Origin of the sequence: Rhizobium gallicum bv. gallicum R602sp, from assembly GCF_000816845.1 — a bacterium.
Lineage (GTDB): Bacteria > Pseudomonadota > Alphaproteobacteria > Rhizobiales > Rhizobiaceae > Rhizobium > Rhizobium gallicum.
Genome location: NZ_CP006880.1, coordinates 1,468,653 through 1,493,692, shown reverse-complemented (window position 1 = coordinate 1,493,692; position 25,040 = coordinate 1,468,653). Strand labels below are relative to the sequence as shown.

Sequence of the window (25,040 nt, the reverse complement as noted above, 5' to 3'; positions counted from 1 at the left end):
CTCAGAGCCCCTTCTCGATCAGGAGCTCGATGCGGCGGTTGGCAGCCCGGCCTTCGCGAGTGTCATTTCTGGCAAGGGGGAGCGTCGCCGCACGTCCTTCCGATTTCAAGCGCTCAGGCGGCAAGCCGCTTGCACGCAGTAAAGCGGCAATCGTTGCGGCGCGAGCCTCGGAGAGGCGTTGGTTGTTGGATAGCGGATTGGAGGCCTGGAGCGGAACATTGTCGGTATGTCCGATAATCGTGACACTTCTGATCAGTTCGGCATTCTCCTTGATAACAGCTGCGACGGAGGCGACGAGCGGCTCGAAGCTTTTCGTCAATTCGGGCCGGGCAGACTGGAAAAGCTCCGGAGCGCTCGACTGAAGCAGGAGTGTGACCCGAGAGGCGTTTTCATTGCCCGTCAAGGCCGGCAGAAGCGCAGGAGGTGCGGCGGCACGGAATTCCGGCAGCAGCTCAAGGACGACAGGTTCGACGCGCGGCGCATCCGGTGCCGGCGCGCGCTTTTCCGGCCGATAGATCTCGGCACGCTCCGGCGGCGGGATCGCCCGAACGAGCGTAGCAAGTTCTTCCGCCTTGGCGCCTAGCCGCATCGACAGAAGCACGTAAATCGCCGTCGCGAGCGCCACAGCCACGACTGCGAGCACCCAGATCGGAACGGCAAAGCGGGAAGGCTCGTCGGCTGCCGCGACACCCTCCCACCTGGGCGAGAGCGGCGCGCCTTCGGCATCCGCGTCCCGCAGGAAGCGAGCGGCTGCAGCGCGAACGGCGCTGATGGAGCGATCGCCCGCACGCCCTGGCACCCGATATTTGCCGCGGAAACCAAGCGCCAGACAGAAGTATTGCAGCTCCAGCAGTTCACGATCGCGGCCGGGATAGCGCTCCAGCTCCTCCAGCCTGGCAAAGAACTGCGCTCCGGCATCCACGTCGCCGCGGAGCATGACGACCAGCGGCTGGCGCGGCCAGGCGCTGGAGCCGCCCCAAGGCGTATTGAGCGCCAGATCGTCAAGCAGGGAGGCGACAGCCCAGGCAGCCGCATCTGCCCGCGCCAGGCTTGCGCCGGAGGCCACGGCCGCATCGCGCGCCGAAACCAGCTCCTCCATAAGCCTGGTCCGCAGGGCTTCCGGATTGCCCGGTGGCAATGCATTCTCGAGTTCAGGCGCAAATTCAAGCAAGGTGGCGAAAGCGTTGATCAGCGTGTTGGGGTGGGATCGCGCGCGTCTCGCCAATGCGCCGGTGGGAATGACAGGCATTGCCCCCGCCGGCGGGCGGATGCGTGTACGGCCCTGATCTTCCGAGAGGCCGAATGGATCCTCACTTGCCATGGTGCTACCTATTTACCGAATAGCAGTCGACCTGTGGTTCGCTGGGCAAAACGCCGGAAACTCCGATCACGAAGCCGGGCGAGCGCAGAAGCGATTCCCAATGCTCGCTGCGTTGATCGAGCTCAAGGCAGAGACGGTCTCCGTCGTAGGGGATCTCGCGGGGCTGCGAGTGAAGGGGCTTGAGGCGGATGCCGGGCAGTCGCGACTTCCACAACGCCTCGAATTCGTCCGCAGCACCGACGGTCACCTGATTGACGAAGATCTTGCGCAATGCCTCGTCAGACATGTCGCACCCAACGCGCACAACGATGCGGCTGGCCGTTAGCAGTTCGGGATTGTCGACGCGGACCTTCCAGACGTTGGTCGCGTGCTTCAGAACCGGAAGAGCCCGCGACTTCGGCTCGACATAGCGCAGGCTCAAGATCAGCGAGCGCAATGTGTCGGCGAGTGCGGCAAAGGCCGGCCCCGGCGTCATATGCTCATAGGTGGGAAGCTCGCTCAGCCGCCGGGAGCCCGATCCGTAGGTTGCCATTCGGCCAGCCAGCCCACTGAGCTCCAGAAAGAGCTCGGCCGGATGAAAAACCTCCTGAGGGAGCATGTGCGCCAGTCGCGGGCGCGCACTGTTGGCGAGATCGAGCACTAGGAGATTTTCCACGCTGCGGCCGGGGCCGCCAAGCACCATCTTTCCATGCGCTTCGGCTATGCGGTCGAGCCCCGTGATTACCTCCTGCAGAAGCTGGCCGTAGAAGGGCACCGCACCGGTTGCGAGTGCCGGCGGCAGGAAATTTTCGGAGATCGCCACACTGCCGTCGGAGAGCAGCCCCATAACGTTCGTCACCGGCATTGCCGTGTAGCCACCGGTCGCCTGCGCCGGCGAGAGAAGCAGGGCTTGCGGCCGGGCGATCTCGATCTCTTCCGGATCAGCGCCCCCGTGGACGGCATCGCGTATCCACTCGATCCGTCCTCTAAACCGTGCTCCGGTTGGTTCGCGGTGAGCCGGGTCGAAGCTGGCGCCGCCGGGTGGCTCCAAGGGCAGGGCGAGCTGCACCGCTCCCGCGCCCATGTCACCCGTGATTGTCAAAGGTGTGGGGGCGTCCATCGTTTCCGGTATGGCAAACGGGGTGCCGTCCGGAAAAATGCCGCGGGCCGACGTTACGCCCACCCGCCCGGCTTCCAGCTGTGCGGCATCGAGCGTGAGGGACCTGAAACCGAAGGTCTGCAGCCGTCCAGCCTGCAGCGCGCCCCTCACCAAGGCTTCGGTATAACGGTCTTGCTGCTGGAAATGCTGCGTCCGGAGGAAGAGCCCCTCGGACCAAAGCACCTTGTTGATATCCGTCATGCTGAACGCCCTCCATTCAGGCGAGCGCGAGCGCCATACCGCCGCGGCCTAGTACGACATTCGCAGTCACCGTCGATTCCGGCCTGATCGGCACGCTCCGTCGCCAGGTGCGACCGCCCGGTTCCCGGAACAGTGCAACAAGACCGAGGAACGTGGCTTCTGGCGGGAACGCGACCGTCTTTGAGGCGCTTGCACCCGGGGCGACCGTCATTTGCTCGGACCCGACGAGGTCTGCTCCGAGCGCGCCGGACGGATCGGATTGCAGGGCGAAAATATCGGCAGAGTTGAATTTTCCGACATCCTTCAGCCGAAGAATAAGGAGGGTCACCGGACGTTCCCCACCACCAGCGGCCGCATTCATCCCCGCTTGTCCCGTCGCCGTGACCGTTACGGTCGACGATTTTGGCGGGCCGCCCATGCAGGCGGAAAGCGCGCCTGTCGCGCCAATCACCATGATAAAGTCGCGTCGGTTAAGCATCAGTCGTTCTCCCTCTCTTCATAGCCGTCTCGAAAGTCGCTGCCGATCTCGCCCAGGAAGCGCGTCGACGCACTTTTGGCGATCTCGCGATAGCGTTTCTCATAAAGCTCCCAGAGCTTTGCCCGCCTGCCACCGGCAAGCAGGGCATCCAACGCGGAGTGCGATTTCAGTTCGCTTTCCAAGGTCGCCGGGTCGAAGCGGCCAATCATCCTGGCGAGCGCCGCTTGGACGCCGCGCCACGTTCGCACGTGGTGGTGTGCGAGATCGCGGATGGAACTGCCGATGGCGGCCTCAGGAGGAAGAAAGCCGGCCTGGCGCTGCGCCAGGAAGGTCGCGATCACATCGTCCACCGTGGGAAGGAATTTAAGAGGGTTGACCTCGGATGCTCCAACCACAGTCTGGGCGATCCTCGCTTCGCCTTTTTCTTCGGTGCGCTTGCGCAGGAGATGCATCAACCCTTCCAGCATCATCCGGTATTCCCGGCCGAAACTCTCCATCTGGGCGACCGGATCTGATGTCGTGAAATCATCGGCGCCGAGCCCCAGTCCCCGCAGGAAGGCGTCGCGCAAGGCGGTTTCGGTTTTTGCCGTCCTTTCCTGCATTGGCTTTGCTTGTGGTTTCGGGGCAGGGCGCGGTTCGGCTGGGGGCTCCGTGACAGACTGCTCGGGCGGCGTTGTACCGGGTAAAGAAAAATCCCAAGCCCCCTTGTCCTGACCCGATGCTGGCAACGGATCAAGGCTGAAGGGATCGTCGAACATGGGCGCCCCTTTTGCTGTCTCGCCCCTGCCTGCTGCGGCGAATGCCCCTGCGGCTGGTTGTTCGAATGGATCGGGCAATCCCGCCGGCCGCGGGGGGGGCGCTGCCGGCTCCCTGCGCCCGGAGAAGAAATCGTCCCGCTCGAAGCCGACCGGCGGTGGGGAAGCCGGCTGGTCAGACGCCCGCTCCGTCGACGTCGCCTGGAAATCGACGCGGACGACATAATTTCCGAGCTGCAGCCGCGCTCCGTCATGCAGCGGGGCGGAGTTCCCAAGCCCAAGCGGCGTGCGCGACCCATCGATGAAAAGCCCGCCGCTGGAGGTGTCCGTCACCACATACTGGCCGCGAACGCAGGCGATCGTGCAATGAGCGCGTGAGATATACATGTCGGGATCGTCGATCCGCCAGTCTGCGTCTGCGCTGCGCCCGATGACGAGCTCTCCCTCGACGAGCCGCATCTGGCGCACGGCTTGGGGTCGGGGGGCTTGCTCGAGAGTAAGGATGAGGCTCATGCCACAGCCTCCGGCATTTCCGGCCGCCAGCCAATGATGGTGCGTATGCACAGATCATCTGCGTCACTGCGATCTTTCGGTCGAGCGAGCCAAGCGATCTGTCCGATCCGCGCTGCTCCCATTTTGGCCGCGGGAACTTCGTCCCGCCTGAGCACGAGCCTTACGTCGACATCGAGCCCGTATCCCACGAGATCGCGGATCGCGGTCTGCAGGGTTTCGCGCCGTTCGCAGCCCGGTAGGAAAGCTACGTAGTCGGCAAGCGTCAACGGGCCGATGGAGAGCTCTATCCTTTGCTGCCGCTGGAACGTCCTCGGTCCGATCGTGGCGCTTCGTCCGAGTTGCACATGCGCGCCGCCAAGCCGGGACTGGAGCCCGTTTGGTATAGGCATAAAGGTGCCGACAAATTCGCGAAGCCGAACCGGCACCTTCAAGAGGTCGGCAAGAAACAGGGTGAGCCTCTCCGGCCCGTCTACCTGATGGGCAAGCGCCGGAGCGTGAGAGAGCTTCGTGGCATCGATAGCTGCGTACCCATCATGGGCCCTACCACACAAGCCAAGGCCGGCCAGGGCTGCCGACATTACGCGAATACGGCCGCCGTCTTGGCGCCTGACCTGCACAGCCGGATGAGCGTCGGCCCACGCCCGGTAAAAGAGGGCGATCATGCGATGCTGAAGAATATTCACGAAATCGACGAAGGTCGTATCGCTGACCTCCCGCATGTCCGCCCTGGAAAACCAGCGTTGCGACAGCCGATCCAGCACCCAGCGCGTTAGGTAGAGGGGCATTGGACCCTCTGGTCCGAGCAATCCGAGGTTCGAGACCGTGACGCGCGCCGGCGTGGTTTCGGTGGCCGGCTCGACCTTCGCGACATCCTGCACGGCAAAACCGAGCCGCACATGCTGTCCGAGCCGCGCCGGTTCCCGGTCCGGGCGGCCGGCCTGCCCAAAAAGCCGTCCGTCGTCTTCGAGGCGCCGCAAGAGCTCGAAAAAGTCGAACGCCTCAAGGGATGGAGCAGCGTCGTTCAGATCAGGAAGCGATTGCCCGGCGCTATGGGCCATAGCACATCCTCCTGCTTTTGTATGATCCGCGCGCGGGTTCGCACGAAAGCGTTGATTGCCGCATAGCGAGCAAAAAGCCTTGCCAGCAGCGCCGAGAGCAACAACGTGCTGTGCCCGGCAAGCACGGATTGGTCGATATGAAGCGTAACCTCGGTGCCGCGCGCAAAACACATTGGCCCGGCGATTGCCAAGCGCTCGATCAAGGGTCGAGCCTCGACGCGGGCGACGGCGCGCACGTGCCGGCTGAGACTTGGATCCCCGCGGTTCGCGTAAAGCTCAAGTAGAGCGTGAAGCGGATCAACCCCGCGGCCCTCCTCAGCCAGGCTGAGGAAATTCAGCGAGAGTTGCGCGATGAGCCGCCAGGCGAGTTCATCGGCTCTGGAGCCTTCCACTGCTTCAGCCGGGAGCGTCGCTGGAATCGAGGGCCACGGCGGCCGCAGCGCGCCAAGGAGTTGGATGGTCTCGACGGGATCGCCGCTCTCGAGCGTGAGGGACGGCGTATCGTCCAATATCGGTAGATCGCGATTGGTGCACAGGGCCGTCACCTCGATCCGCTTCGGTGGCCGGGCGGCTTTGGACTGAGCCGGGCGCGAAAGCGTGATGAAGACATCGTCACCTGTATAGGAGGTCCGCGTTTGCCCCTGGCGAAGCTCGTCTTCACTCGGGCGCCGCGGGCGGCGTTCGGTAAAATAGACCCAGCCGTTTCCACGGTTCTGGCCCAGGCTGAAGAGAGCCGGCATCTCGGCGTCGGGGCCTTCGGCATCGGCATCTTCGACGCGGATTGCGCGATAGATCTCGAAATCCCGTGGGCGGGTGCGATCGGCGTGAAGCACTTGCCGGGTCCGCCGTGCATCGAGTTCGATGACATTGCAGCCGCGCTCGAACAGATTGATGATTGGCGTTGCGAAGAGTTCGAAATCTTTCGCTGCGATATTCGCCAGCTCGGGGATGGGACGCCGCAACAGAAAGAGCAGTTCCAGCCCAGCCCCGCAGCGCCGAACGACCGGCTGCAGCCCTGTGACGCGCACATAGTGAAATCTTTCCGGCGCGATGAAGTATTCCCGCAAAAGCCTGTAGCCTTCGAATGTTTCGCGTGTGCGCGGCATAAGTGCTTCCTCGTCGGAGATCCCGATCATCTCCGGCTCCGGAAGTGCGCTCAGGGCATTATCGCGTCCTTCGGGGCGGGCGCCGGTCGCGGCGCAAGCGCCAAAGAGCGTATCGAAGAGCAGCGACGCCTTGCTCTTGCTACCAAAATAAAGATCCAGGCGGTCGAGCGACAAGTCGCTGAGCTTGCCTTTGCCGGTTCGATTGAAGGTGATGCTCAATGCCGCCGAACCGGTTACGCCGTCAATCGGAGCAATCCCCGCTGCGGCGAGTGCGCTTCTATCCTGTATGTAGGTGGCCGAGGTAATCGCGAGCGGCCAGAGCATCACGTCCTGGGCCGTGGTATAGATGCACCGGGTGGAAAGGCCTGGGCGGACGCTTGAAACCAGCCGGGTCCCGCGCTTCACAAGGTGTCCTGCGAGCATCGTTTGAACCTGCTGGCCCGGCTTCAGCAAAGCCATGGCGGTTGCGGGCGTCGGCGAAACGAGATCCGGATAGAAATTTTCGAGCACGCTTCGTGCGAAACGGGAGCTTTCTGCATCCACCTTCTGTCGGGTGCGCGCGGCCAGATAAGCCACGCCATCCAGTAGGCGTTCGACGAAGGGGTCGGGACACGGAGCCGTATCAAGGGAAAGGTTGCGTGCGATCGAGGGATGCATATCTGCAAACTCGGCGGCGAGCGCGCGGATGTGGGTTAGTTCTTCCTCGTAATACTCCAGGAAGACCCGGTCCATGGTCAGGTGTCCTTAAGTTCAGTCCGCGCCGAACCGTCGTCGAGGTTGAGTATCGTGCGCAGGAGCAGCCGTTCGGGCGCCGGCGAGGTAAGCAGCAGTGCGTCGATGTCGATCCTGAGGCCGGTCGCCCTGTCGCCGAGGCTGACGGTAACTTTCGTCGCGCTTTCCTTCAGCCGAGGTTCAAACGCGGCGAGCACGCTTCGGATTTCCTTCGACAGTTCATCGCGGTCGAAGTCACGGGAGGAACGGCCGGAGAAGGGGGGAACCCCATAATTGATCACGCTGCGGCGAACTTCCGGGAAATCCTCAAGCGACGGAGGGTTGTCCCCAGCCTGATCTGCCTCTAAATCCGTCAAGAGTGGCGTGGATTCGAAGCGTTGTGCATTAAAAAGCGCCTCGATGTCGCGCCGCACTGCCTCGCGCAGCACATCGGTCGAGACAACGACGCCGCGACTTTCCAGTTCTGCCTGGCGTCGCTCAAGAGAGAACAGGCGGTGTATGTTCTTCTTCTGCTCGGCGCTGATATCCGCAGCAGCCTCCATTTGGTGAACCCCTGCGGCAACCAGCCCGTTCAGACGTTCGAGGTCTATCTCTTTCTGGATCGCCTGCCGAAGTTGGTTGATTTCCGAGTTGAGCCCCGGCAGGTCGTTCACCAGGCGATCCCACAAGGACGGCTGGATCGCTTCGCGAGTCGCCCGCAGTTGTCCCCCGGGTCTCGTCTTCCTTCCAAATCCTTTTTGCCAGCTGTCACTTGCCGACATAGACATCCATCTCGACCTCGTCATTGTCGTCGTAATTGAAAGTGATGTTCTTGTAAGCGAAGCCGACGCGCTCTTCGATCACATCTGGCTCTTCCTCACTCGGCTTCATGGTGTAGTTGGTCACCGAAGCTTCCTTCAACGTGATGACCAGGTAGTCGCTCGTTTCGCCTTCTATCGTTCTGCGCGCTGAAAACTTGACCTCGTCCAGAAGCTTGTTGTCGAACAGAGCCTTCTTCAGATAGGGCGAGGCCTTATCGTAGTGCTTGATGAAATTGAGCATGCCCAAGCTGACGCGGCCTCTCCGCGATAGCGAATTCGGATCGAAAGGAGCCTGCATTTCAAACTCCACTCCGTGCACCTCGATTTCGTCTACGTGGCCGTCGCGAACGCTCGGCCCCGTGATGTCAGGTACCTTGAGAAAACCGTCGATTTTCATGAATAACCTCCCATCGGCTAAATGTTGTTCAAGACTTCATAGACGGCAGCTCCGAAACGAGCCGGAGCGAAGCATTGATGCCTTCCAGCTGGTAGTGGGGCCGCAGATAAAACCGAGCATTGTACCAGCCGGGGCGACCTTCGACGCTGTCAACCTGGACCTCGGCGGCTGCAAGGGGACGTTTTGCGCGCGCTTTTTCGTCGGCGAAGGCAGGGTTGGCGAGAACGTAGCGGTTGATCCACTCCGTCAGCCAAATCTGCATGTCGGCACGTTCCTTGAATGAGCCAATCTTATCGCGAGCGATCGCCTTCAGGTAATGGGCGAAACGGGAAACCGGGAAAAGGTAGGGCAGATTTGCACTCAGTCTCTCGTTGGCCTGAGCATCCGGGTCGACCAGACGGCCGGCTCGCGCCTCGTCGTCTTGCAACGAATGGGCGCCGATGAAGGCAGCAATATCAGTGTTCTTGCGATGGAGGATCGGCATCAGCCCGAGCTTGGCGAGCTCGGCCTCGCGCCGATCGTCAATGGCGACCTCGGTCGGGCATTTCATCGCCACCGTCCCGTCGTCGGTCGGGAAGTTATGGACAGGGAGATTGATCACTGCCCCGCCGTTCTCGACCCCGCGGATTTGCGTGCCCCAGCCAAACAGCTTGTGGCTGCGGTTGATGTTGACCCCCATTGGGAAGGCCGCGTTCATCCAGACATATCGGTGATGGTCGCCCTGGACCTCTTCCTCGAACGCGAAGCCCTTCACAGGAACGGTTTCTGCGCCATAAGGCAGCCTCGCCAGCACCCGTGGCATTGTCAACCCTATGTAACGGGCGTCCTCGCTCTCGCGCAGTGACTGCCATGAGGCATAGGCCGGCGACGACACGATCTGTTGCAGGTCTTGCGGGTTAGGCAGTTCCTGCCAGCTTTCCATGCGGAACAGACGGGGGGCGGCGGCGGCAATGAAGGGGGTGTGCGCCGAGGCGCAGATGCCGGACATGTTGCGGAGGAGACCGGCATCCTTCGGGTGATTTGAGAATTCGTAGGCACCGATCAGGCAGCCAAAGGGGTTGCCGCCGAGCATCGAGTATTCGTCGGTGTAGACTTTCTTGAATATGGGGCTTTGGTCCCACATCTGACCCTCGTAATCCTCAAGGGTATCAGCCAACTCCTCCTTCGAAATGTTCATGACGCGGATCTTCAACTTTTGATCCGTCTCGGTATTGTTCACGAGGTACCACAGTCCGCGCCATGTCCCCTCCATCTGCAGCACTTCAGGCGCATGGAGAATTTCGTTGGTCTGCTCGGTCAGCAGCTTGTCGATGCCGGCAATCAAGGACTTGATCGATTTGATCGCGTTGGAAGAGATGACTGTCGATTCTGTACGGCCGCGCGCAGCAAGCGCCAGATTTCTGACCAAGGTTTGAAGCTTGTCGCTGTCATCTTTTTTGACCTTGAAGTCCTTTTCCAGAAGTTCGCTGAATTCCTGAAGGTCGACTTCTTTGGCTTCCGTGACACCAACTGCAGCGGTACTTTCCTGTTCGGCCATGGCTCAGACCTCCGACTTGCTGCTATCTTCGAGCGCCTGATCGGCGATCTTTCCCAACAGGGGCTCGTTGTTCAAAAGTTGCGCGATGCGTTTTTCGGCGTCGATGCGGCCATCCATGAAACCGAGCAATTCCTCAAGTTGGCCGCGCATTCTCAGGAGTTCTGCAAGCTGTGGAACTTGTTCGGCAATACGATCCGGCGCGAAATCGGCCATGCTCGTAAAGGTCAGGTCTAGCGTAAGCTCTTCGTCGCGCTCTTCGCCGGCAGGCTGGGGAAGGGTGTTCTTCACGCGGGCTTTGACGCGCGGGCTGAGTGCTTCCATGAAACGACCGAACCTGTTTGCGTCGGTTTCGACAAAGGAGCGGTCCCGGACGGACTTGCGGGCCTCCGGCGTCTGGGAGGCGCCCGCGAGATCCGCCATCACGCCCATGACGAACGGCAATTCGATGGTGGTCGGACTGCCGTAAGTTTCGACTTCGTAAGCGATCTGGACGCGAGGCGCCCGGTTTCGTTCAATTACCTTGGCCTTAGTTTCGCTCATTGGTGATCACCTTTCGTCCCAGGGACAGGTTTTTTTCTTTCCGGCACACCGGCCAGAAGCCGGAATTCCTTCAAACCGGAGGGCGCCAGGTCCTCCATGAGTTCCAGAAAATCCATCGGCACCATACGTTTGATCCTGTGCGCCAGATGGGGAATAGGACTCGACGGTTCAGTGCGGTCGTAGAAGGCAATGATGAGGTCGATGCACTTTGTGACCTCCTCGCGCGAGGTGAGCCGCGACGGAAAGACTGCCGGTGCTCCGCTGTAAGCCGGAGCTGCGTCAGAGATCGTTTTTGCAGCCGCGCTCTCACGATCGAGCGTTTCCTCGTTTGCAGTTTCCTGCCTGGGGTTGGGCTTGACACGCTCAAGCGTAGAGATCACTCGCTGCAGGAAGCGACTGAGATCTGGCAAGGTCACGCGCACATCCCCGCCGAGTCGCCGATTGAGCGATGTCTCGAGGGCTTCCATCGCTGTGGCGGCAGCGTTTGCGCTGACGATGAGCGCGGACGCCTCGTCCCCGGCTTGTTCCGCAAACGCCGCGCAGCCGATCCTCACGCGATTGAGTAACTGGTCGTGCTCGCTTACGAGCGACGCCTTCTCAGCGTCGCTCAGTCCGGGTGCAGCCTCGTTGAGAACGGTTCGGGTGTCGAGAGCCCCGCGCTCGAGATCGCGCCCTGTGACGGGCCCGACGCTCCGTGGCGCAAAGAAAGTCATCTTCCGAAGATCGCCGAGTAGCCCATCCTTCTCGTTTTGGAGTTGGAGAAGAGCATTAGTCCGGCGCAGGGCGGCATCCCGTGGAGGCAAGCCCTCACGAAGTTCCGGATGCATCGTTTCCCAATGCATGTCGAAGCTTCCGGTGATCAGGTTCAAGCCTTCCGCGAGGCCAGCAAGACCTTGTTCATTTGCAAGGGCGCGGGTCACGATCACGAGGAGCCTCAGATCCCGTCCGTGCGGGCGCAACTCTTCTGATTTTCGAAGGACGATCGACCAATCGACCGGGACCTCGGTCCGTGAGACCGGGTTATTGCGTTCGTCGCGGCTGATCTCGATCTGCGGTTGCACAAGGCGTTCCAACTCGTGGAATCGTCCGTCATTCCGTAAGCTTTCGCCCGACGGGTTGTCGCCGTTCAGTGGACTTAACCAGAGAGCCGAGTTGAACAACAGATCCCCCCGTTAACCGACTAGTATTCCCCTACTTTTGCTTTTACCACAACTTCTTGTTCTAGACTAATGGCAGATTTCTGGGACTTGCAATTATTTGCGCGTGTCGATTAACCGGGTCGTCATTGACAGCATCGAGACATGACCGGCCGCTACCACTGCACGTAAATCTTCGGCAAAGGACTTGGTGGACTCGGTTGTTGGTCGAAGCTGGGGGAAAAGCGGCTGGTCTGTCTGCATAGCAATTATCAGAGTTCTGCCGAAGGTGTTGTCGACGGCGAAGGTGAGCTTTGCGGGGTCGGCGGCACCCTCTGCCGTTGGATAGGCGACCCGAATGGTGCGCATGCCATCTGTCACGGTCCCGATTTCGGCGAGTGCATGATCGGGTCTTTTGATGTTCGGAAGAACATTGAAGAGATTGCCGGTGACGTCGGCGATGGCGACCCACAAGTACCCCTTGTCGAGCGAAGCCGGCGCGAGCACGTCGATAACGGGATTGTCGCCAACCGAATAGATGCCGGACATGTTCGGCTCGGATCTGTCGCCATAGCCAAGAACGATCGTCATCTGACCTTGCGGCGTATCCGGCAGCAGCACTTGAACAACGCACAGCTGGGCGCTGAGTACCGTGGTATCGAAGCGCAGCTCGCGATCTCCGACGTGGGGTGCGAGTGCCTGCTGGAGGGCGTCAATGTCGCCGCTTGAAGCGACGTCTCCTTGGATGGAGATCGTTGATCCGAGGGGAAAGGTACCGCCCTCCGGTTGTTGAACGCGCAGTGGGCCGCAGGTCTGAAGCGGCACGATAAGGGGTTTCAGTTGGTCCGGCGACAGATCTCGCGGGCCGGCAGCAATACGGGCGACAGGCCGGTAGCCGGCCGCTTTTGCTGCCGCATTAAATCGTGTGACCGCAGCTTCGCGTCCCGCTTTATCGGCGGCGAGGCCCGAGAGGCGGACCGTTCGATCAGCTATTTCAAGCTTCCACTCGTCGAGCGGAACGGCGGCCGCAAAAAAGACATCGACGTCCTGCGACCACCGTTGGGATGGCGCGCCCTGGGCGAGTGTGAGGGCGTTATTAGGTGGGGGAAGCCCGACCGTGCGGGTGAAGTTTGCTAGGATTGCCTGATGCTGGTCGGCGTCGGGAGCGAAACCGGCAAGCGTGGGCCGCCCTTGCGCGTCCACCCCGGCAGTGAGTTTGTAGGGCGTCGCGATCGGCAGGGCAGTCGGAGACAAGCTTTCAAAAACTCCGAGAAGCCAAAGTCCGCCAATAGCGGCCAGCGCCGCAAGAGGCAGAATAAGAAGCCATGGCCGCAACATGAGCCTCTTGTTGCGCCCGCCCGGCCGTGCTTTGGCGTGACCAGGTTGCAGCAACCGTCCGATTTCATTCACGACCGCGGCGGCACTCGGTGGCCGGTGGGCCGGGTCAGGCTGAGTGAGGTCGTCGATCAGCGTCTTGAGCGGTTCTGGAACGCCCGAGGTGTCAAGCCGGCGCTCCTTATGACGGACGACCTCGCCCGGACTCCTTCCGACGTCTGGAACCCTTCCCCGAAAGGTTGCGAGCAGCGATGCGCCCAAGGCATAAAGGTCGGACCGCGGCTCCGCTTGCCCATGCATCTGCTCCGGCGCGGCATATTCATACTTGCCCGCAAACTCGTTGCCGACAATCGTGCGCGCTCCTGTGTTGCTGTCCTTGGCGATACCAAAATCGATAATGACGGCTTCCTCCGGCCTGCCGTCGCGAAGGATGATGTTGTCAGGAGAAAGGTCGCGGTGGACGATCTTGCGCTCGTGCGTTGCGACAAGACCTTCGGCCACTCTGTGTGCCACCACTAGCAGATCCCGCGCGGTAGCCCCGCCCTGCTCGAGCCACTCACTGAGCGGCGTGCCGGCAACGTAGTCCATCACCAGATAGACGTGGCCGTCGCCGGTCTGGCTGCAGTCGGTGTAGCGCACGACCGCGTGGTGGGAGATGCTGCGCATCTCCTCCTCTCGCTTCATAAGCTCCAGATAGCCGGCATTTGCCGAGAGCTCCCGCTTCAGCGCCTTAAGCGCCACCACGCGGCCGGTGATCCGGTTGCTTGCTCGATAGACTTCACCTGTTCCACCGCGGCCGAGGACACCCTCGATCTCGTAGGTGTTGTTGAGCACCTGTCCTTTGCGGAAGATGTCGCCAGGCAGAGGATCAATCATCTGGAGCCTCCCAGCGCACCCAGAACCACGCGACATAATATTCATCAAGAACACGCGGGTCGAATATTTGTCAAGAATACACTAATGTGGCACGCTGTGACTAGCGATCGAAGACCAGCGACGCCCTATTCAAGATCACATGATAGGAGCCGACCGACATGCAGCAGAGCTTCAAGCGCAAGGAACTGGTCGGCAAACTCAATCCCGTTTGCTTGCGCGCTTTCAAGGCGGCGGCGGACGCGGCCAAGCTTCGCGGCAATCCCTATGTCGAACTCGTTCACTGGATCGAACAGCTGGCCCTGGTCGACCGCGCAGATTTTCAGCTTATCTTCCACGATGCTGGCGTGGATCTCGGCCGGCTTGCTGCCGATATGGCGAGGGCGATAGACAAGCTTCCCTATGGCGCTACCTCCATCGAGGAGTTTTCCGATCACATCTTTCATGCCATCCAGGAGGCCTGGAGCCTGGCAAACCTGCAGTTCGGATCTGACGAGGTTCGCGGAGTGCATGTTCTGCTGGCCTGCAGAAAGGTAGCGGTACTTGACGGGCTTCTGTTGAAGATCAGCGCCGAATTCGATCGGATCGAGGCGGATTCCCTGATCCCCCGGCTGGACGACGTGCTGGCCGGATCACTTGAGAATGCCGGCAAGGCCGAAGCTCCAGACCCGTCGCGGAAAAAACGCCCCGCGGGCGGCGACTCCGCACTGGCGAAATACGCCACCGACCTCACCCGGCGCGCACGCGACGGCCAAATTGACCCGGTCCTGGGCCGGGATCCAGAGATCCGGCAGATTGTCGATATCCTCATGCGCCGGCGCCAGAATAACCCGATCCTGACCGGCGAAGCCGGAGTGGGAAAGACGGCGGTGGTCGAGGGTTTTGCGCTCCGCCTTGCAGAAGGAGATGTGCCGCCGCCGCTGAAAGGTGTGGCGCTACACCTGCTGGACATCGGTTTGATGCAGGCAGGGGCGAGCGTCAAGGGCGAGTTCGAGAAGCGGCTGAAGACAGTCATCGAGGAAGTCCAGGCATCTGAAACTCCGATCATCCTCTTCATCGATGAAGCTCATACACTGATCGGGGCAGGCGGGGCAGCGGGAACGGGAGACGCGGCAAATCTTCTTAAACCGGCATTGGCGCGTGGCGAGCTGCGCACGATCGCTGCAACGACATGGGCAGAATACAAGCAGCATATCGAGAAAGACCCGGCTTTGACCCGCCGCTTCCAGGTGGTCAAGGTTGAAGAGCCTGATGAAGAAGCCGCCATCCTGATGTTGCGTGGCGTGGCAGGCGTGCTGGAGAAGCACCATCAGGTGCAGATTTTGGACGAAGCCATCGAGACAGCCGTCAGCCTTTCACATCGCTATATCCCCGCACGCCAACTGCCGGACAAGGCAATCAGCCTACTCGATACGGCCTGCGCGCGCGTGGCGGTATCGCAGCACGCGACACCGGCTGAGGTCGAAGATCTTCTGCGGCGCAAGCAGTCTCTCGAGGTCGAGCAGGGCATTATCGGGCGCGAAGCTGCAATCGGCATCGAGGTCGCGGAGCGCCAGTCGAAGGTCGAAGCCTCGCTCGTCGAGACGGAAGCCGCGTTGCTTTCCGCAAAGGCCCGTTGGGAAAAGGAACAGTCAATGGTCTCCGAAATCCTCGATCTACGGGCGGGGCTACGGGGAAAGGGAGTTAAGCTTGATGCGGTGCTGGCCGAGGGAGAAGCAGACCAGGAATTGCCGGTGGCCGCTGACGTGGATCTCCCCGAGCAGGAGAGCGGCGATGGAGTACTCCCGAACCAGGGCGCCGATCTTGCACGGCTCAAGGTGCTGATGGCGGAACTTGCGGGCGTTCAGGGCGAGACGCCGCTCATCCTGCTTTCCGTCGACAGGAACGCTGTGGCCTCCGTCGTGCAGGACTGGACGGGTATTCCCGTCGGCCGGATGCTGACCAGCCAGACTGAAAAAGCGCTACAGCTCGCCGAGGTTCTGGGAGAGCGCGTCGTCGGCCAGGAATTTGCAATGGAATCAATCGCGCGGCGCGTGCAAACCAGCCGTGCGGGACTTGGCTCACCTGAAAAGCCTGTGGGCGTTTTCCTGCTGTGCGGCCCTTCAGGCGTCGGCAAGACAGAAACGGCGCTGGCGCTCGCCGAAGCTCTCTATGGAGGCGAACAGAATCTGATTTCGATCAACATGTCGGAATTTCAGGAGGCACACACAGTTTCTACCCTCAAGGGTGCCCCTCCCGGCTATGTCGGCTACGGCAAGGGAGGGGTACTGACCGAAGCCGTGCGGCGGCGCCCCTATTCCGTCATTTTGCTCGATGAAGTCGAGAAGGCGCACCCGGATGTGCACGAGATCTTCTTCCAGGTTTTCGACAAGGGAATGATGGACGACAGCGAGGGCCGACGGATCGACTTTAGGAACACCCTTATCCTGCTGACGTCGAATGTCGGTTCGGACGTTATCATGAAGCGAACAGACGGCGGCAGGACGCGGCCGCCGCTTGAGGAACTCGAAAGCGCACTGCGGCCGCCACTGCTGAAAGTGTTTCCGCCAGCGTTCCTCGGGCGGGTGATTGTCGTACCTTATTACCCGCTCTCAGATTCAATGATCGATGCGATCACACAACATCATTTCGCCAAGATCGCGCGCCGACTGCGCGCCAGCCATGACGCCGAACTGGTCATCGGGAACGGGGTTCTGGAATTGATCAAGGCTCGGTGCACCGAAGTTGAATCGGGGGGGCGCATGATCGACGCGATCTTGACAAACACGCTACTGCCGACGCTGAGCCAAGGCGTTCTGAACTGGGCACTCGAAGGCAAACGTCTCACCAAGGCCACGGTCGGAGCATCTGCCGAAGGCTTCACCTACGCGTTTGAATAAGAAAAGTGCTCCCGCCAGCTAGCAGCTGCAGCCGTCTTTAGCTCACAGCCTGGAATTCTACGCGCCTGTTCTCGTCAGCCTTCGGATTTTCCTGGTTGAGAAGAAACTGCTCGCCTGCCCCAACTGCTTCGAGCCGTTCCCGAGCGATGTTGCAATCATCCGTGAAGAAGCGGGTTACCTCCTTCGCGCGCAGGACTGACAGGTGCTGATTGTAGCTTGCGCCTCCGACAGCATCCGTGTGACCGATGATACGGACGAGTTTGATGTCCATATCCTTCATTACTCCGCAAAGCTTCTGCAGCATCGCCTTTTGGTTCGGAGCTATGGCTGCTGAATCGAAGTCGAAATTTACGCGGACGTTGATCTGGTCGTCGGGCGGCAGCTTCCAGTATGTCTGCGGATCGCTTGTCACTGCTGCGGATACGGCAGTCGTCGGTGATGTCGCTGTCGGTTGCGGGATTGATGGCTGTCCTACAGCTGGGGCAGCTTGGGTTCCTTGGGAAGCAATGGCTGCAGGGGCAGGGGGAGCCGGAGCGGGTTTGGCTGCGCCGGTTTCCGGCGTGGCAATTGTCACCGGTACGGCCGCGGCTTTGGGCGTGGAATTGGAGTTGGTAAGAACCAGGCCACGCGTGGCTCCGAGCCGTGCCGCCTTGAACAACTCGATCTGTCGCTGAAAGCGCTCTTTAAGCGCCGAATCGTTCAGTTCCTGCGCACCCAAATCAGTTTGGGTCACGAAGAATAGAGCGAGAAACACCGTCAGCTTGGTGGTCAGCAGGCGCTTCATCTTAGGCTCCTTTGGCAAAAAGGTTTCGCCTCCTATGAAATTACTATAGGATGACTTTAGCTGCAACCGATCCGCTAGCCGCTCTCGCGACGGATCGATCTAATGGGGTTCATCCGATCATGACCCCGGATTCTCGGGACAATGCTTCAACGCGCGTGCCCAACCGGCCGGGCAGGCCGCAAGGAGCGGGACTAAGTCATACCGGGCATGTGCGAACAAACAACGAAGACGCGATTCTCACCGATCCCTCGGGTGTCCTTTGGGCAGTAGCTGACGGGATGGGCGGCTACGGCCACGGCGACGTCGCAGCTGACCTGGTCATCGAACAGCTCGCCCTGATCCCGCACACTCCCGTTTCCGGCGCTCACCTCGTTGCTGCGCTGCAGTCAGCCAATTCCGCCGTCCGTCGTTGGGCGGCTTCGGCCAATGTGCCACAGATGGGCGCTACAGTGGTCGCGGCACTCGTCGACGGCGGAGCGACGACAATCGCTTGGGTGGGAGATAGCCGAGCCTATCGTTTGCGAGGAGGTGAGTTGCTGCAACTCACGCGCGACCATTCGGTAGTGCAGGAACTTCTCGATGATGGGCACCTTAGCCCCGCCGGTGTCCGGCAGCACCCGCAATCCCACGTTGTTACTCGGGCAATCGGCGCCGCCGACCGTCTGGACGTGGATTGCGTCGAAGTCGCGCTAGAGCCGGGCGACTTTCTTCTTCTTTGCTCCGACGGATTGACCGATTGTCTTGCCGAGCGCGAGATCATCAATCACTTGAGCGCGCCGAGCCCAGACGCCGCCTGCCGGCGACTGGTAGCGGCCGCTCTCGATCAGGGCGCTCCAGACAATGTCTCTGTGGTAGTCGTTCGGATTGACGGAGATGCAGCGCCTTGAGGCCATTAAATCCGATTGCGGCTGTCGTCATTGGAATGAGCGTCATTCTTGCGGCGGCCGTTTTCGCGTTTGTTGGCGACCTGCTTCGGGACACGGACCGTGATCCGAATGCAGGAAGGATCGATCGGTTAACTCAACAGCTCGCTCAGCAGGACAGAGAGATCCAGTCGCTGCGAGCTGAACTGAACTCGGTCGAAAGAAAGGTGACGGAACTTGAGGGAAAAGTGAAAGAACGAGCGCAGGCGCGCCCCGAGCCCGTCCCGCCAGGCACCGACATCACCCCGTCGCCCGGGGAACCTCTGAGCCAGCAGTCATTTTCGATCGACCAGTTCGGCGGTATGGCGCCGCCCGAGGAGACCGAAAATATGACGGAGCCCATGCAGCTGGCGAAGAAGCGCTTCAACGAGGGCGTCATACGCCCGACCCCGGCAGTGCTCCGCCAAATCCTTGGCGAGCCGCGAACTACCTATTCCACAAGCTGCCAGCCGGTCAACAACCCGAAATTGCTGAGAAACCTAGTAACCCGAGAAATAGGACATTTCCGCCTAACGATGATCAAGCCCGCCCTCGATTCGCTGGGGCATATCATGGAGCGCCTCCGAAAGGAGGAGCCGGATATCTATGCCGCGATCGGCACTGCTGGTGCGCTGTGCGCGCGTTATGTGCGAGGCTCGAACAGGTCGGTGTCGTCGCATGCCTGGGGCGCGGCCGTCGATCTGACACTCAAGAAGGACCTCGACAGGATGGGAGATAGCAGCACGCAGTTCGGACTTGTCGTGCTCGCAGAGTTCTTCAACGATGCCGGTTGGTATTGGGGTGCTGGCTATACCCGCGAAGATTCCATGCATTTTGAAGTGGGTGAGGCGCTGCTTCGTAAATGGGCCGCGGAGGGCCAACTGTGAGAGACTATTTCCAGACTCCGGGTCGGGATGGAGTGGGAGCGGACGTGCTTCCAGCACTGGCCGAGCCTCTGCTTGGCCTCGCGAAGCGAGCCGAAAGCGAGAAGCGGCCTGATCCGCAGGAGTTGGCCGCGACCGCTCGCATGCTCGTGGCCGAGTTCGAGAAAGAAGGACGCCGCAGGAACGTTCCGCCGGATTGGATTCTCGATGCGCGCGACGCGCTCGTGGTGTTGCTCGATGTCCGTGTGCGTAGCAATCCGGCGCTGCCAATCAGACGGTGGGAGCGTGCGCTCGCGGCCGCTCTTCCGATCAGCCACATGATTGGCGCCGATGGTCTCGCCGAAAGGGCGGCCCAGGCGGCGAAAGGGGGGCTCGCGCGGCGTGATCTGGCGCGCTTTCTCGGGCACTGCAGTGAAGCCGTTCAAGCTGCACAGTCGAAGGAGGAGCAGCACAGAACGCGAGCAGATCGCGGCCTGGTCTTTCTTCCGGTGGCTCTGTTCTTCGCGGTGCTGGTGGCCTGGGCCGGGTGGGCCGAATGGCAGTTTCGCGAGCGGCTGCTGGCACAATTGCCCGACGTCCGCAGCGTTGTGGAAGCTGGCAAGGCCGCCACGCCAGCCGCGCGGGCGGCTCAACTCGATGCCTTCGTGGCGGCGGTCCGGCTCATTGAGCAGGATGCCGCCCGCTCACCGCTTGGCCTCATTCACCATATAGAAATGGTCGATCCCGCTGCAGCAGCGCGCCGTCGCTATGGCGAGGCGGCCGAAGCCTTGGTTGCCGAGCCGCTCGCCGAGGCACTGGCTATTGCGCTTGCCACGGAAGGGGAGGCGAATGCGCTCTACGATTCCCTCCGCGCTTTGTCGACACTGAAAGGGACATCGGACTGGCAGCCCAGGTTTCTGGGGGGCTGGGTCGCCGATCGCGCCGAGAGCTTCCCCGAACTTGCTTTGCTGGCTGAACATGTTGCTGCCATGCCCAAGCCGCAGCCGGGGCTTCCATCTCCCGATCCCGAAACGATCGCCCAGGCGCGGCAATTCGCTGCTGAAGGCTTGGCCAGTGAGCGGGCCTTGCTCGAACTGGCACGTGCCGAAAAGACGGCAGCTGTTCCTCCCTGGTCTCTCAGTCAGGCGGCCCCTGGTCTCGACACGATCTTAATCCACCGGTCGGGCCTGCCGATCGAGCGCGGAGTCCCGGGTCTCTATACGGAGGCTGGATGGAACTATGCGAGGTCGGGCGCCGCCGATGCTATCCGCCGGGCAACGTCCGAAGCCGCAACGCTGCTCCCCTCGGGCGGCACGACGACCACGGAAGCGGTGATGGATCTCCTCCAAAAGCGTACGCTTGAGGTGTGGACGCAGTATCTGGGTGAGCTTCGCGTGAGGCCGTTCACAGACCAACCCACTTCTGTCGTGATCAGCGGTGGGCTGAGCGCACGCAACTCGCCGCTCTCGGCGCTTATCCGCGAGGCATGGCGTCAGTCCGGCGGGACCGACCGGAGCCGAAGCCACGCCAACCAGCTTCGAGTCGCAACGGCATTGGGTCCGGCCATCCAGTTCGTGGAGCAGGGCCGGATGTCGGAAATTTCGCAGCTCTTTGTCTCGCTGAACGTGGCTCTCTCCGTCCTCGATGCGGATGCGGAGATCGGCAAGAAATCCCTCATGGACGCACAGGAGCGCGCCAACTCGATCGTTGCCTTGCAGCAAGCCCCGCTGCTGGTTGTGCAGATCGTCGAGGACGTGATCTCTCAGACGGCTACCCCAAAAGTGCCGGAGGTTGCTGCGGATCATGTCCCAAAGCAGGCGACCTCGGCACCGCAGCCTGCACAGTCATCACAATCACCTTGGGGTTCTCAGGTTGCGGCCGCCTGCCAGGCCGCCGTAAGCGGCCATTATCCATTCTTTGATGGACCTGATGCGGACATGGCCGAAGTCGCGCGGATCTTCGCGCCGAACGGCACCATAGAAAGGTATTTCCGGGCGCAACTGGCACATTTGATGGACACGTCGACGACACCGTGGCGATGGAAGCCGGAAGCGCGACTTTCAGGCTATTCACCCGGAAGCGCGGCCTTTCTCCAAAAGGCGGTTGCCGTTGGCGAGGCCCTTTTTCAAAAGGGAGCCTCGCCCGACATCCCGATTGTGCTGGAGGCTCTTGCCCAACGAGGAGCCGCGACTGTCTCGATCGGCGGCGCTCATGCCCCGGTCATCACTTCCGGGGAGTCGGTCACATTGAACTGGCCGGGAGCCTCGCCCGCGCAAGGCTTTGAGATATCCTTCAATACTGGTCCTGGGCTCGAGAAGAAGAGCGCACGCGGTCCATGGGGCCTGTTGCGGTTTTTGGATGGGTCGCGCTTGCGGCCCCGCGAGGCCGGCCGACGGTTCCTGATCGATGTCCGTGCCAAGAGCGCGCGCGCCTATCTTCAGATGTCCTTCGCAGGAGCTGCCAACCCGGTGTCGGTACGCTCACTGATGCGCGGCTTGACCTGTCCATTCACGCTCTGAATGCAATATTCGAATTTTTGCACATAATACCCGCGCGGTTGGGGCGGGGTCAATTCCTTCGCTTCGCTTGACATGAGGTTTCAGATATCTGGCGATTAATGGAATGTCGTGTCATTCGGCGCGCCAAATCGGCACTCACGAGCAATTTCATTTTAAAGCTTACGTCGAGGAAAAGGGTGTCGGAGAGTTTTTCAACACTATCGGCCCTAAGCGGCCATTAGGATGGGAACCCTCATGATCATTTTACGAGTTTGACCGTCGCAGAAGCGAGTCCGCCACCGGCGGCACCGCGGTCGAAATGAACTGCTCGAGGACTCTGCGCAAATTCAGGCCAACTTTCTGCTCAAGGCCACGCCTTGACCAAATGGACGTTCGATCTCGCCTTCAGTGATCTGGGATCGCGCAAACGCCTAACCGAAAACCGTCAGCATGCTCGCAATATTTCTCTTGGTAATGTCGGAAGGGGGAACTCGCGATCGTCTTCTAGTGCCAGCTTATGTAAACAGTGGCAAAAAGGAGAGGTGCATGTTGCTGAAAGATCGAAATGCAATTGTTTATGGTGCCAGTGGGGCTGTTGGAGCAGCCGTGGCAAAGGCATTTGCCCGAGAAGGCGCTCGCGTCTTTCTGGCGGCCCGTCATAAGGATCGGTTGGATGCGGTTGCGGACGATATTCGGACGCGGGGTGGAATGGCGGAGGTGAAGCCTGTGGATGCAACGGACAAGCAAGCTGTTGAGGCGCAACTCGCGCTGATCTCCGATAAGGCGGGTCCGGTCAAGATAATGTTCAACGCGATCGATTGGGGCGACACACAAGGTGAGCCACTCGGGACGATTTCATTGGAGAAAGTCCTTCGGCCCGTTCAAACCGGTCTCACAACGTGGTTCTACACCGGAACTGCAGTTGCGGATCATATGGCGCGCAACGGTGGCGGTTCCATCGTCGGTATCAGTGCGAACGCTGGACGCCAAGCTTTCCCGAACGTGGGCGGGTTTGGAATTGCCTGTGCTGCCGTCGAGCATTTTTTGCGACAGTTAGCAGTAGAGAACGGGCCCTTAGGAGTGAGGGTCACGTGGGTTCGTTCGCCGGGCTCCCCAGACTCTCCCGGCGTTCGCGACGTTTGGTCGATGGCTGCGCGTGAGCGTGGTATGACTTTCGATGAAATCCATAAAGAGTTCGCCAAGGATACCCCGTTGCGGCGTGTGACGCCGCTCGCGCAAATAGCTGACGCGGCGGTACTCCTGGCCAGCGACTTGGCGGCCGGCATGACAGCCACGATGGCCAATGCGACAGGAGGCGCACAGATCGACTGAATTGCTGCTCGCGTATCGGGACTCGTAGACACAGTGTGGACAGTCAGTACGATAGCTTCCCACGCCCGAGCGCGAAAATGATGACTCTTTTCAGCTCATTCGAACGTCCTTGTCGCGACTGCCTTTGCGCGGTTTGGATCCAATGAGGAAAAGAACATGGATTTGGATGGAAAACGAATAGTTGTCGTCGGTGGTAGCCGCGGGTTGGGCTTCGGAATGGCCGAGGCGTTTGTAGCGCGCGCAGCTAAAGTGACCGTCGTGGCTCGCGACGCGACGACTTTGCAAGCGCTGGGCGAGCAACTAGCCGTCACGACTGTGTCTGCTGACGCGACCAGTATCGACGCCGCGAACAGGATCATGTCAGAGACACGACCTGATGTCGTCATCATGAATGCTGGTGCGGAACCGCCCATGGAACGTATCGACCGCGTTAGCTGGGAGGCGTTCACGACCAACTGGAACGTCGACGTGAAGGCCGCCCTGCATTGGGTCCAGGCTGCTTTGACGTTGCCGATGGCGTCGGGCGGGCTGGTCGTTCTCGTTTCCAGCGGAGCCGCGGTGCAGGGCTCGCCGCTATCGGGAGGTTATGCAGGAGCAAAACGGGCGCAGTGGTTCATTGCAAAATATGCTGAGGGCTTGTCGACCCAGCTCGGCCTGGGCCTGCGTTTCCGGGTCATCGTTCCCCGGCAGATGTTCACAGGAACGGGCGTGGGCAACGCCGGAATCTCCGGCTATGCTGCGGCGGCGGGCCGGACATACGCCGAACAGGCCGCTACCTGGCCGGACATGACACCGCGTGGCTTTGGCGATACGGTAGCCGAACTGATCGGCAAGACGGCGCTAGAAGAGGCTATGATCTACGCCGTGCGTGGAGACACCGGCGTGACGGTCATCGAATGATGGATGAAGTTGCGCTCGAAGCAGAAGCGAAGAACACACTGTACGCGGTGCTGGCCAAGGAGGCGGATGCAGTTCGCCCGGAACTGCATCGCTATGCCGCCCGATTGGTCGGCTCGGTGATCGACGGTGAGGACGTAATACAGGACGCGTTAGTCAGTGCGTTCGCGATGGTCGGCTCGATCTCGTCGGGCACGCCGCTGCGACCCTGGCTGTTTCGCATTGTTCACAATCGCGCCATTGATGCGCTGCGCCAGCGAAGTACCCGCCGGTCGGAGCCGCTGGAGACGGCCTTTGATTTAGCTGATGTCAGTGCTGTTGATCCAGAGGATGCACTGAGTCGGCAGGAAACGGTGCGGATCGCCTTGGCTCACTTTGCTAAATTGCCGGTGCCGCAGCGTAGCGCGGTGATCCTCAAGGATGTGCTGGGAGAGTCCATCGCAGACATCTCCGCGCTATTGGGCCTGAGTACCGATGCTGTCAAAGCCCATCTCTCACGTGGTCGGGCAGGATTGCGATCCATCTCCGAGTCAGAGTCCGAAGTTCCGCTGTCCCCAAGTGCCGAGGTTCTGAATTTCGCAGCGCTCTTCAACGCGAGGGATTGGACGGCTCTGCGCAGGCTGCTTGCCGAGGATGTTCGGCTTCGTCAGGCACGACGGCCGCAGGTCTCCGGTGCGGCGAACGTTGGCCGATTCTTTTCCTATTATGCGGATTATCCGCGGGTTTGGATCGAGCCGGCTTGTCTGGAGGGCAGGGAAATAGTGCTGGTCTCGGCTGCGCCGTCCGCTGCTCCTGCTTACTTCATGCTGCTTGAATGGAGGGACCAAAAGATAACACTGATCCGCGACCATCGATATGCGACCTACGTCATGGAGGGCGCGGCTGTGACGCGGGCCGCATCGCAACGCGAATATTAGGCCTGGCGGTCTCATGGCTCGTGTTGGCGCACAGATGTCGTCGCGTCA

20 protein-coding genes are annotated in these 25,040 nt (G+C 60.9%); 7 read left to right on the top strand and 13 right to left on the bottom strand.

Going from position 1 to position 25,040, the window contains the following annotated elements:
* Position 1 precedes the first annotated feature (1 nt).
* The 12 genes from icmH to RGR602_RS30065 all read right to left on the bottom strand — a co-directional run bounded on the left by icmH (position 2) and on the right by RGR602_RS30065 (position 13,923).
* Positions 2-1,321, bottom strand: a complete 1,320-nt coding sequence (gene icmH, locus RGR602_RS30120; RefSeq protein WP_040115649.1) for a type IVB secretion system protein IcmH/DotU — start codon at positions 1,319-1,321, stop codon at positions 2-4.
* Between the two features lie 4 nt (positions 1,322-1,325).
* Positions 1,326-2,660 carry a type VI secretion system baseplate subunit TssK gene (gene tssK / locus RGR602_RS30115; RefSeq protein WP_040115648.1) on the bottom strand — a complete coding sequence of 445 codons (1,335 nt, stop codon included), beginning with the start codon at positions 2,658-2,660 and terminating at the stop codon, positions 1,326-1,328.
* A 16-nt stretch (positions 2,661-2,676) separates the two neighbouring features.
* On the bottom strand, positions 2,677-3,138 hold the full coding sequence (gene tssJ, locus RGR602_RS30110; RefSeq protein ID WP_040115647.1) for a type VI secretion system lipoprotein TssJ: 462 nt from the start codon (positions 3,136-3,138) through the stop codon (positions 2,677-2,679).
* A complete protein-coding gene (gene tagH, locus RGR602_RS30105) occupies positions 3,138-4,406 on the bottom strand; it encodes a type VI secretion system-associated FHA domain protein TagH (RefSeq protein ID WP_040115646.1) in 1,269 nt (422 codons plus the stop codon). The genes tssJ and tagH overlap by 1 nt, the downstream gene beginning before the upstream one ends.
* On the bottom strand, positions 4,403-5,464 hold the full coding sequence (gene tssG / locus RGR602_RS30100) for a type VI secretion system baseplate subunit TssG (protein WP_040116607.1): 1,062 nt from the start codon (positions 5,462-5,464) through the stop codon (positions 4,403-4,405). Before tssG ends, tagH begins: the two co-directional genes overlap by 4 nt.
* Complete coding sequence (gene tssF, locus RGR602_RS30095) at positions 5,428-7,302, bottom strand: type VI secretion system baseplate subunit TssF (RefSeq protein ID WP_040115645.1); 1,875 nt, start codon at positions 7,300-7,302, stop codon at positions 5,428-5,430. Before tssF ends, tssG begins: the two co-directional genes overlap by 37 nt.
* A gap of 2 nt (positions 7,303-7,304) precedes the next feature.
* Positions 7,305-8,063 (bottom strand): type VI secretion system baseplate subunit TssE, encoded by a 759-nt coding sequence (gene tssE, locus RGR602_RS30090; RefSeq protein WP_040115644.1) that lies wholly within the window; start codon positions 8,061-8,063, stop codon positions 7,305-7,307.
* Positions 8,050-8,499: an Hcp family type VI secretion system effector gene (locus tag RGR602_RS30085; protein ID WP_040115643.1), complete on the bottom strand. Its 450-nt coding sequence runs from the start codon at positions 8,497-8,499 to the stop codon at positions 8,050-8,052. The genes tssE and RGR602_RS30085 overlap by 14 nt, the downstream gene beginning before the upstream one ends.
* A 28-nt stretch (positions 8,500-8,527) precedes the next feature.
* A complete protein-coding gene (tssC, locus tag RGR602_RS30080; RefSeq protein ID WP_040115642.1) occupies positions 8,528-10,036 on the bottom strand; it encodes a type VI secretion system contractile sheath large subunit in 1,509 nt (502 codons plus the stop codon).
* A gap of 3 nt (positions 10,037-10,039) precedes the next feature.
* A complete protein-coding gene (gene tssB / locus RGR602_RS30075; RefSeq protein ID WP_040115641.1) occupies positions 10,040-10,576 on the bottom strand; it encodes a type VI secretion system contractile sheath small subunit in 537 nt (178 codons plus the stop codon).
* A complete protein-coding gene (locus tag RGR602_RS30070; RefSeq protein WP_040115640.1) occupies positions 10,573-11,736 on the bottom strand; it encodes a type VI secretion system protein TssA in 1,164 nt (387 codons plus the stop codon). The genes tssB and RGR602_RS30070 overlap by 4 nt, the downstream gene beginning before the upstream one ends.
* A gap of 93 nt (positions 11,737-11,829) precedes the next feature.
* A complete protein-coding gene (locus tag RGR602_RS30065; protein WP_040115639.1) occupies positions 11,830-13,923 on the bottom strand; it encodes a serine/threonine protein kinase in 2,094 nt (697 codons plus the stop codon).
* A 158-nt stretch (positions 13,924-14,081) separates the two neighbouring features.
* On the opposite strand from RGR602_RS30065, the gene tssH reads away from it, so the two are divergent.
* Positions 14,082-16,799, top strand: coding sequence for a type VI secretion system ATPase TssH (tssH, locus tag RGR602_RS30060; protein ID WP_040115638.1), 2,718 nt, complete (start codon positions 14,082-14,084; stop codon positions 16,797-16,799).
* A 37-nt stretch (positions 16,800-16,836) separates the two neighbouring features.
* Here tssH and RGR602_RS30055 read toward each other — a convergent pair whose 3' ends face one another.
* Complete coding sequence (locus RGR602_RS30055) at positions 16,837-17,583, bottom strand: OmpA family protein (RefSeq protein WP_040115637.1); 747 nt, start codon at positions 17,581-17,583, stop codon at positions 16,837-16,839.
* Between the two features lie 119 nt (positions 17,584-17,702).
* On the opposite strand from RGR602_RS30055, the gene RGR602_RS30050 reads away from it, so the two are divergent.
* From RGR602_RS30050 to RGR602_RS30025, 6 genes are all read left to right on the top strand, one after another.
* Positions 17,703-18,470: a PP2C family protein-serine/threonine phosphatase gene (locus RGR602_RS30050; RefSeq protein ID WP_040116606.1), complete on the top strand. Its 768-nt coding sequence runs from the start codon at positions 17,703-17,705 to the stop codon at positions 18,468-18,470.
* 35 nt (positions 18,471-18,505) lie between these two features.
* Positions 18,506-19,372: a M15 family metallopeptidase gene (locus tag RGR602_RS30045; RefSeq protein WP_052451812.1), complete on the top strand. Its 867-nt coding sequence runs from the start codon at positions 18,506-18,508 to the stop codon at positions 19,370-19,372.
* A gap of 44 nt (positions 19,373-19,416) precedes the next feature.
* Positions 19,417-21,867 (top strand): ImcF-related family protein, encoded by a 2,451-nt coding sequence (locus tag RGR602_RS30040; RefSeq protein ID WP_223844086.1) that lies wholly within the window; start codon positions 19,417-19,419, stop codon positions 21,865-21,867.
* Positions 21,868-22,392: 525 nt separating this feature from the next.
* Positions 22,393-23,178 (top strand): SDR family NAD(P)-dependent oxidoreductase, encoded by a 786-nt coding sequence (locus RGR602_RS30035; RefSeq protein WP_040116605.1) that lies wholly within the window; start codon positions 22,393-22,395, stop codon positions 23,176-23,178.
* A gap of 156 nt (positions 23,179-23,334) precedes the next feature.
* Complete coding sequence (locus RGR602_RS30030; RefSeq protein ID WP_040115634.1) at positions 23,335-24,078, top strand: SDR family NAD(P)-dependent oxidoreductase; 744 nt, start codon at positions 23,335-23,337, stop codon at positions 24,076-24,078.
* A complete protein-coding gene (locus RGR602_RS30025; protein WP_040115633.1) occupies positions 24,075-24,992 on the top strand; it encodes an RNA polymerase sigma factor in 918 nt (305 codons plus the stop codon). Before RGR602_RS30030 ends, RGR602_RS30025 begins: the two co-directional genes overlap by 4 nt.
* Positions 24,993-25,040 lie beyond the last annotated feature (48 nt).